Annotated in this window: 7 protein-coding genes; 5 read left to right on the forward strand and 2 right to left on the reverse strand. The window is 72.7% G+C overall.

From position 1 onward, the window contains the following. Positions 1–177 precede the first annotated feature (177 nt). Positions 178–369: a hypothetical protein gene (locus VN520_RS10295; protein ID WP_325746563.1), complete on the forward strand. Its 192-nt coding sequence runs from the start codon at positions 178–180 to the stop codon at positions 367–369. Positions 370–422: 53 nt separating this feature from the next. On the opposite strand, the gene VN520_RS10300 is transcribed toward VN520_RS10295, so the two are convergent. Next, a complete protein-coding gene (locus tag VN520_RS10300; RefSeq protein WP_325746564.1) occupies positions 423–2,066 on the reverse strand; it encodes a DNA repair helicase XPB in 1,644 nt (547 codons plus the stop codon). A gap of 235 nt (positions 2,067–2,301) precedes the next feature. Between VN520_RS10300 and VN520_RS10305 the strand changes: the two genes are divergently transcribed. The 3 genes from VN520_RS10305 (at position 2,302) to VN520_RS10315 (ending at position 5,096) form a co-directional block, all read left to right on the forward strand. After that, entirely contained in the window at positions 2,302–3,666 is a 1,365-nt protein-coding gene (locus tag VN520_RS10305; protein WP_325746565.1) for an ATP-binding protein, read from the forward strand. Further along, positions 3,611–4,036, forward strand: a complete 426-nt coding sequence (locus VN520_RS10310; protein ID WP_325746569.1) for an RloB family protein — start codon at positions 3,611–3,613, stop codon at positions 4,034–4,036. The genes VN520_RS10305 and VN520_RS10310 overlap by 56 nt, the downstream gene beginning before the upstream one ends. Positions 4,037–4,310: 274 nt before the next feature. Next, positions 4,311–5,096, forward strand: coding sequence for a uracil-DNA glycosylase (locus VN520_RS10315; protein WP_325746566.1), 786 nt, complete (start codon positions 4,311–4,313; stop codon positions 5,094–5,096). 48 nt (positions 5,097–5,144) lie between these two features. On the opposite strand, the gene VN520_RS10320 is transcribed toward VN520_RS10315, so the two are convergent. After that, positions 5,145–7,610, reverse strand: a complete 2,466-nt coding sequence (locus VN520_RS10320) for a helicase C-terminal domain-containing protein (protein ID WP_325746567.1) — start codon at positions 7,608–7,610, stop codon at positions 5,145–5,147. A 63-nt stretch (positions 7,611–7,673) separates the two neighbouring features. Between VN520_RS10320 and VN520_RS10325 the strand changes: the two genes are divergently transcribed. Continuing rightward, on the forward strand, positions 7,674–8,463 hold a 790-nt coding region (locus VN520_RS10325), incomplete at its 3' end, for a hypothetical protein (protein ID WP_325746568.1).

Consider the following 8,463-nt stretch of genomic DNA (forward strand, 5'->3'; position numbering starts at 1 on the left):
TGGGGCGAGGTGCCGGGCGGGGTGCGGGGGAGGCGTGGGGCGAGGTGCCGGGCGGGGCGCCTGCGCCGTGTCCGCCCCGTAGGGGACGGCATGCGACCTCCGGCCTACCCGGGCCCCCGCACGCTTCGGCCCGCAGGCCGATGCCGGGGCGCGGGCGGGCGGAGCACCATGGAATGCATGAGCACCCTTTATCTGAACCCTCGCAGGACCGGCCCCGCGCACGGCGCGACCGCGGCCACCGGTCACCCGCACAGCCACCGCATAGGAGACGCGGTGCGCGCCGTCTCGGTCTTCGCACGCGCCGCGTTCGGCGTGGCCGTTCTCGGCGAGTACGCGGAGGAGGCGGGCGTGGTCCGCCGCCACCGCTGAGCCCCGGCGAGAACGGCCCCGCCCCCTGTCAGAAGCTCTCCGTCAGCTTTCCGTCAGCTTTCCGTCAGCAGCTCGTCCGCGTCGACGATCCGGTACGCGTAGCCCTGTTCGGCCAGGAACCGCTGGCGGTGCGCCGCGAAGTCCTGGTCGATCGTGTCGCGCGCGACCACCGAGTAGAACCGGGCCTCGTGCCCGTCCGCCTTCGGCCGCAGCACCCGTCCGAGCCGCTGCGCCTCCTCCTGGCGCGAGCCGAACGTCCCCGACACCTGGATGGCGACCGTCGCCTCCGGCAGGTCGATCGAGAAGTTCGCGACCTTCGACACGACCAGCACGCTGATCTCGCCCTGACGGAACGCCTCGAACAGCTTCTCGCGCTGGGCGTTGCTCGTCTCCCCCTTGATCACCGGGGCGTCCAGGTGCTCACCGAGCTCGTCGAGCTGGTCGATGTACTGCCCGATGACGAGGGTCTGCTCGCCCCGGTGCTTGCGTACGAGCGCCTCGGTGACCTTCCGCTTCGTCGCCGTCGTCGCGCAGAATCGGTACTTCTCCTCGGCCTCGGCCGTCGCGTAGGCGAGGCGCTCAGAGTCCGTGAGGTTCACCCGGACCTCGACGCAGTCGGCGGGCGCGATGTAGCCCTGCGCCTCGATCTCCTTCCACGGGGCGTCGAACCGCTTGGGCCCGATGAGCGAGAAGACGTCCGACTCGCGCCCGTCCTCGCGCACCAGCGTCGCGGTGAGCCCCAGGCGCCGGCGGGCCTGGAGGTCGGCGGTGAACTTGAAGACGGGCGCGGGGAGCAGGTGCACCTCGTCGTAGATCACCAGCCCCCAGTCGCGGGAGTCGAACAGCTCCAGGTGCGGGTAGATCCCCTTGCGGCGGGTGGTCAGCACCTGGTACGTGGCGATGGTGACCGGCCGGATCTCCTTGCGCGTACCGCTGTACTCGCCGATCTCGTCCTCGGTCAGCGAGGTGCGCTTGACCAGCTCGTGCTTCCACTGCCGGGCGGAGACCGTGTTGGTGACCAGGATCAGCGTGGTCGCCTTGGCCTCGGCCATCGCACCGGCACCGACGAGCGTCTTGCCCGCGCCGCAGGGGAGCACGACGACACCCGAGCCGCCGTGCCAGAACCCCTCGACGGCCTGCTTCTGGTACGGGCGCAGTGCCCAGCCGTCGTGGTCGAGGTCGATCGGGTGCGCCTCGCCGTCGACGTACCCGGCGAGGTCCTCGGCCGGCCAGCCCAGCTTCAGCAGCGTCTGCTTGATCTGGCCGCGCTCGGAGGGGTGCACGGCCACGGTGTCCGGGTCGAGGCGCGCGCCGACCAGCGGCTGGACCTTCTTCGAGCGGAGGATCTCCTCCAGCACCGGCCGGTCGTTGGACGTCAGCACCAGCCCGTGGACGGGGTGCTTGGACAGGGTGAGGCGGCCGTACCGCGCCATCGTCTCGGCGATGTCGACGAGGAGTGCGTGCGGCACGGGGTAGCGCGAGTACTCCACGAGCGCGTCGACGACCTGCTCGGCGTCGTGCCCCGCGGCGCGGGCGTTCCACAGGCCGAGCGGGGTCACCCGGTAGGTGTGGATGTGCTCGGGGGCACGCTCCAGCTCGGCGAAGGGCGCGATGGCACGGCGGCAGGCCTCGGCCTGGTCGTGGTCGACCTCGAGGAGCAGCGTCTTGTCGCTCTGGACGATGAGGGGTCCGGTCACGCGTCGGCCCTTTCCGGCGTGGGGTGGCCGCCCGGGTGCGAGCGGCCAAACGTCCAGTGTGCCGCATCGCGGGCGTGACCGGGGGAGCTGTGCGCCGAGCAGGGACCGGCCTTCCGCCCGAACCATGAATCCGAAAGGATGACAGGCCTATGCAATGTTGTTTGGTGGTCTGTATCGTCAGATCCTGACGATACAGACCACCAAACGACATCAGCAGATGCTTGGAGGAGCCGTCATGCTGCTTCGGTTCCAGGTGGCGAATCACGCCTCGCTCCTCGACGAGCAGGAGCTCTCGCTGGTCGCTGCGGACCGTCACGACACAAGAGCTGAGGTGGCGGCGCCCGGCGGGGAACTCCGCGCCGTGCCTGTGCTCGCGATGTACGGAACCAATGCGTCGGGCAAGTCGAATGTCATCGATGCCATCGCTTGGATGCGGACCGCAGTGCTGTCGTCGTTCCGCCGCTGGGACCCCGACGGGGGTGTGCCGCGTCGGCCCTTCGCGCTGGGTGCGCAGGGCGCGGTGCAGCCGAGCTCGTTCGCTGTGGACTTCGTCCTGGAGGGCGTACGCCATCAGTTCGGATTCTCCGTGGACGACACCCGCGTGACCGAGGAGTGGCTCTACTACTACCCCGAAGGCCGGCAGCGCCGTCTCTACGAGCGCGACGCGGCAGACGTCGTCACCTTCGGCCGCTGGCTCACCGGCCGCCGGAAAGTGATCGCCGAGCTGCTGAGGCCGAACAGCTTGTATCTGTCCGTCGCGGCGGCACAGGGGCACGATCAGCTCCACAGGGTCTTCCAGTGGTTCAGTTCAGGCCTGCGGGTGGCTACGGACCACAACTTCTCCCAGCGGCTCGACCGCACGGTCCAGCTCTGCCTCGCCGGTCGTCGGGAAAATGAGCCGTCGCCCGTGATGGCGCTGCTCCGTTTCGCCGACCTCGGAGTGTCCGGGCTGGAGATCGCGGAGTGGGACGAAACCGTGCTGGAGGATCAGAAGCGGATCTCGCGTGTCCTTCAGGAGGCTTTGGGGGACAAGGCCAAGGTTGAGGTCAACAGCAAACAACGGGTGAGGGTCGAGCACCGGACGGCCGAGGGGACGTTCGCTCTCGACCTGGCACAGGAATCGAGTGGCACGCGGACGTGGATCGGCCTCGTCGGCCCTGTCGTCACGACACTGGCCGAGGGCGGGGCCCTGTGTGTGGACGCGCTGGACGCGCGTCTGCATCCCTATCTGGTGGACGCTCTGGTGGGGATGTTCCAGTCCCCCGAGACGAACACAGCCGGGGCCCAACTGGTCTTCACGACCCATGAGGCCGCGCTGCTGGGGCGGAATGTCCGGACGGAGCTCTTCAGGGACCAGGTGTGGTTCACGGAGAAGGATCCCGGAGCACTCACGACCAGGCTGTTCCCGATGACGGAATTCTCCGTCCGGGACTCTGTCGACAACCTGGAGAGGCGCTACCTCGGCGGACGCTTCGGCGCGGTCCCGCACTTGGAGGACGAACTGCTGCGGGACACGGCCGCGGCTCTCAGACTTGGGGGTGGCAGTGAAGCGGGGAAAGCCGCTGAAACGGACGCGGGGCGTACGCCAGGAGCAGCGTAGGTATCTCATCTACTGCGAGGGGGAGTGCACGGAGGTCCAGTACTTCCGGGGTCTGAAAACTGAGGTGCGCACTCTTCCGGTGTCGATCTGCGTGGGCGGTGAACACGGCGAACCCAAGTCGCTCGTCCGCGCGGCGATCGAGCACGAGAAGAGGGCGCCGCGCTCCGCCGAGGACCGGCGGACAGAGTATGACGAGGTCTGGTGTGTGATCGATGTGGAGGCGCCCAGGCCGCACGCCGGACTTGACGAGGCGCTCGCACTGGCGCGACGCCACGGCGTCGAGGTGGTCCTCACGAACCCGTGCTTCGAGTTGTGGATCCTCCTGCATTTCATGGATGTCTCGCGCTACCACACGTCGGAAGCCGCGTAGAAGGCACTGGAGAAGCTGGGGATCGGTGGTTACACCGCGAGCCGTAAGCATGTCGACTTCGAGAGTGTCCGGGAGCGTTTTACGAACGCGGCGGACCGTGCGCAGCATCTGGGACAACGCAGCGCGAACGGGCATGCGGACAATCCATGGACGGACGTGGACCGGCTCGTGGGGCGTCTCAGGGCGGCGCGGCAGAAGCCGGGGTGACACCGGCGCCTGGGTTGCCGCGCCGTCCTCCTGCGGCACTGACCGGGCGGGCCCGTAGCGTGGAGGGATGGACACGACGGAGACCGCGGGGCAGGCGCCGGGCCCCGACGACCGGGGCTTCCCGGCCCGCCACGCGCCGGGGTGTGCCGGGCTCGGTGAGCTGGACGCACTGGTCACGGGATGCCGGGCCTGCCCCCGGCTGGTGGCCTGGCGGGAGGAGGTCGCCGCCGTCAAGCGCGCGGCCTTCCAGGACTGGGATTACTGGGGGCGTCCGGTCCCCGGATTCGGGCCCCCGGACGCGGCGGTGGCGGTGGTCGGGCTCGCGCCCGCCGCGCACGGGGGCAACAGGACCGGCCGGATGTTCACGGGCGACGCGACCGGCGGCTTCCTCTTCGCCGCACTGCACGAGGTGGGCCTGGCCTCGCAGCCGACCTCGGCGCGCCCCGGGGACGGGCTCGCCCTGCGCGGTGTACGGCTCACCTCCCCCGTGCACTGCGCTCCCCCGGCGAACAAGCCCACCCCGGGGGAGCGCGACGCCTGCCGCCCGTGGCTGGCCGCCGAACTCGACCTGCTGAGCCCGGGGCTGCGCGCGGTGGTGGTGCTGGGCGGCTTCGGCTGGCAGGCCCTGCTTCCAGTGCTGGCCGGGGCGGGGTGGCGGTTGCCCCGCCCGCGTCCCGCCTTCGGCCACGGCGCGCACGTCGTGCTGCCCGCCACGGAGCGCAGGCAGGAGCTGCACCTGCTGGGCAGCTACCACCCGAGCCAGCGCAACACGTTCACGGGCCGGCTCACCATGCCCATGCTCACCGATGTGCTCCGGGAGGCCGCTGCCCTCGGCGGTCTCACGGAGCCCTGATCCGGCCGGGACAGGCTGCTCGGCCACGGCCTCGCGGCTCCGGGCCCGTCAGGCCGGCTGCTCGTCGGCGAGCTCCGCGACGCCCGTGATCCGGTGCAGCGGATACGTCCGGACCTCGTCGGCCGTGTGGTCGTACGCCGTCACGAAGCCGCCCTCGACCTTGACCGGGGCGATCACACGCTGGCTGGCGGCGCCGTCCGCGTTGACGTAGCCGATCCAGACCGCCGAGCCGGTCATCGCCGCCGCCTGGACCGTGGCCAGGGTCTCGGCGGGCGTCGTACGGGGCAGGGAGCCCGCCTCGCCCGGGTCGGAGACTTCCCTGTGCACGGCTCTGGCGGCCGTGTCACCGGCCCGGATGGCGCGCACCGCGGCGGTCAGCAGCGTGGTGTCCGGGACCGGCGGGCCCTCGGGGACGGGGACGGGCGGCGTACGGGGCGGTGTGCGGCGGGCATCGGCACGGGTGATCAGGACATCGCCCTCGGCGGATTCGGCGGCCGGGGCGTACCCCATCTCGCGCAGCCCTTCGAGCAGCGACCCGGGGTCGGCCTGCGCGGCCAGGACGGTCGGCGCGAGCCGGCGCAGCCGCAGGGCGGCCGCGCGCTTGTCCGCCAGGATCTCGTTGAGCACGGCCTCGTCGTCGCAGCGTACGTACGCGGAGGCGGCCCCGATCCGCAGGTGACCGTGGCGGCGGGCCACGTCGTCGATGAGGTAGCTCAGCGGCTGCGGCACCGGTGTACGGCTGTGGGTGGCCAGGAAGGCGTGCAGGTCGGTCGCGGCCTGCCCGGCGTCGAGCGCGCGGCGTACGGAGCCGGGGGTGAAGCGGTAGACCGTCGCGCCGCCCTTGGACTCGATGTCGGCGAGCACCGAGAGCATGTCGGCGAGCGGGCGTTCCAGCGGGCCGGGGGCGACGGCCGTCAGGTCGGCCTGGAGCAGCACGTGGTCCAGGGGTTCGGGGATCAGCGGGGCGAGGCGGGCGGCGGCCTCGCCGGGGCCCTCGTCGAGCAGTGCGCGGGCCTGCGAGGCGAGGGCCCCCCGGCCGGTGATCCCGAGCAGTTCCGCCTCGTCGAGCGTCCACAGGGCGATCCGTGAGCGGAGGTCGAGGGCCTCGCCCGGGGCCGCCGGGCCGCCCGGTACCGACGCGCGCAGCGGACGCTCCCAGCGGAGCCGGGCGAGCAGGGTCTGCGGATCGGGTGCGGTGCCCGGCGGGAGCGAGGCGCACAGGGCCAGGACCCGGTGGCGTACCTCGGGTGCGGCCGAGCGGTCCAGGTCGGGGCCGAGCGCCGACAGGGCCCTGCCCTTCGCGTCCTGACCCCCGATCAGGCCCGCGGTGCGGGTGGCGGCGAGCCAGGCGGTGGCCAGGTGGGTCCAGCGGTCCTGGGCGGGGAGGTCCAGCCACTCGTCGGAGGCGGGCGTCGGCGCGTACCGTTCGTCGGTCTCGCCGTCGGAGGCCAGCAGGCCCGCCGCGTAGGCGAGTTCGATCCAGAAGGCGGCGACGGGCTCGGGGACGTCGAGCGCGCCGGCGGTGCGCTTCAGCTCGCGTACGCTCAGGCCGCCCGCGCGCAGGACGGCCGGGCCGCCGTCGTTCCAGAGTTTCAGCAGCTCCTCGACGGTGGACAGCGCCATGAAGCCCTGGCCCGCCGCCGCCCTGTCCACAGCCTGGGGATCGCGCTCGGCCGTGGCCACGAGGGCCGGTGGCACGGGTTCGGGCACCCGGTGGGCGCGGCCGGCCCGCAGATGCAGTGCCGCCTCGCGCGGCAGGACCACCGTGCGCGTCGAGACGGGCAGCAACAGCCCGCGGTCGCGCAGCCATTGCACGGGCGGCGCGGGATTGGGGGTGACCTCGCCGTAGGGCGGCCCCCAGACCAGCCGGTCCAGCACGGACAGCGCCTCGACCGGGGCGGTGTCCAGCAGTTCCGCCATCCTGGTCCGGTCCGTGAAGAGTCCGGTCAGCGCGGCGACGGCGGACACCGGGTCGTGGGTGGCCGGCAGCCCGGCGGTGGTCAGGATGTCCTGGAGCCTCCCGGGCGACATCCCGGCCGTGGCCTCGGCGACGGTCGGGCCGAGGCCCGTGGGGGAGGGGCGCTGCGGGGACGGGGCGAGCAGTTCGCGCGCGGTGCGCACGAGGCGCAGCCGGGTGTCCTCGCCCCACACCAGGGCCTGTTCGCGAAGGGTGCCGAGGGCGGCGGGCAGCGCGGCGGTGATCGCCGCGCTCGCCTCGTCGTGCCCGTCGCCGTCGCCCTGGCCGTCACCGGTGAGGAGCGCGAGCAGCGTGCCGTAGGGAGCCGGGTCCGGCGCGACGGCCAGCGCCTCCGCGGTCTGGAGGGCGAAACGGTCGAGGTGCTCCAGCGCACGGACGACGGAGGCGCGCGTGCCGGCCCGCGTCGCCAGCTGGGTGATGTCGTTCGGCACGGGGCTGAGCAGGTCGGGGCGGGCGCGCAGCAGCCCGGCCAGCGATTCGTCGCCCCGGGCGCGCAGGGCCTCGGCGAGCGTGCGCGGTGGTGTGGTCGTCCCCATCCGTCCCACGGTAGCCCCTGGAACGCTACCGTCGGGGCAGGTGGGTGGAGGGAGGACCATCGCATGGGGATCGAGAGCGACCAGCTCGTCTACGACTATCTCAGCCGGGTCGGTGACCTGGCCCAGCAGCAACAGCTGCCCTCGGGCGCCCGGATGAGGCTCGTGGCGACGCTGCGGGGCGAGATCGACCGGCAGCGCGGCACGGACGGTTCGGACTCTCCGGCGGTGGTCCGGCGCATCCTCGGCCGGCTCGGCGCACCGGATGAACTCGTGGCCGCGGCAGCCGGATCGGACGAGGGGGCGGCGCCGTCGCCGTCATCCCGGGCGGAGGCGCCCACGGGCGCGGCAGGCCCGCGAGGGGTGCCGCGGGCGCGGCGGAGTGTGCTCCGGAAAGACACGTCGCGCAAGGGCGCGTCGCCGGAGGGCGGGAGGCCCCCGGGCGTGGCTCCTGGGTCCGGGGAGCCGGTGCCCGGGGAGCCTGCCCTGGCGGCGCCGGTGCCGGGGGAGCCCGTCCCGGACTGGCCGTCGGCGTCCGCGCCGCACATGGCGGGCCTGGGCCAGGCGCCGTCCGGGGACGAGCCCGAGTGGTGGCGGATCGAACCGGGGTCCTTCGGCGAAGGCGCGCAAGGCATCCAAGGTGTCCAGGGCGAGCAGGGGCCCATGGTTCTGGGCACGGCGGTGCCGGGATTCGTGGGCGGGCTGGAGAGCCCGGAGCTGTTCGGGATGCCGGGCACTCCGAAGGCCCCGGGGCCGCGCACCCCGGTGGAGGCGAAGGAGCCCGAGCCGGCGGCGGACGGGAAGGCGGCCGTGACGCCGGTGCCCCGGCCCCGCTGGAAGCCGAGGCTGCGCCGCA

The organism is Streptomyces sp. (genome assembly GCF_035563135.1).
In the GTDB taxonomy this organism is placed as follows: Bacteria; Actinomycetota; Actinomycetes; order Streptomycetales; family Streptomycetaceae; genus Streptomyces.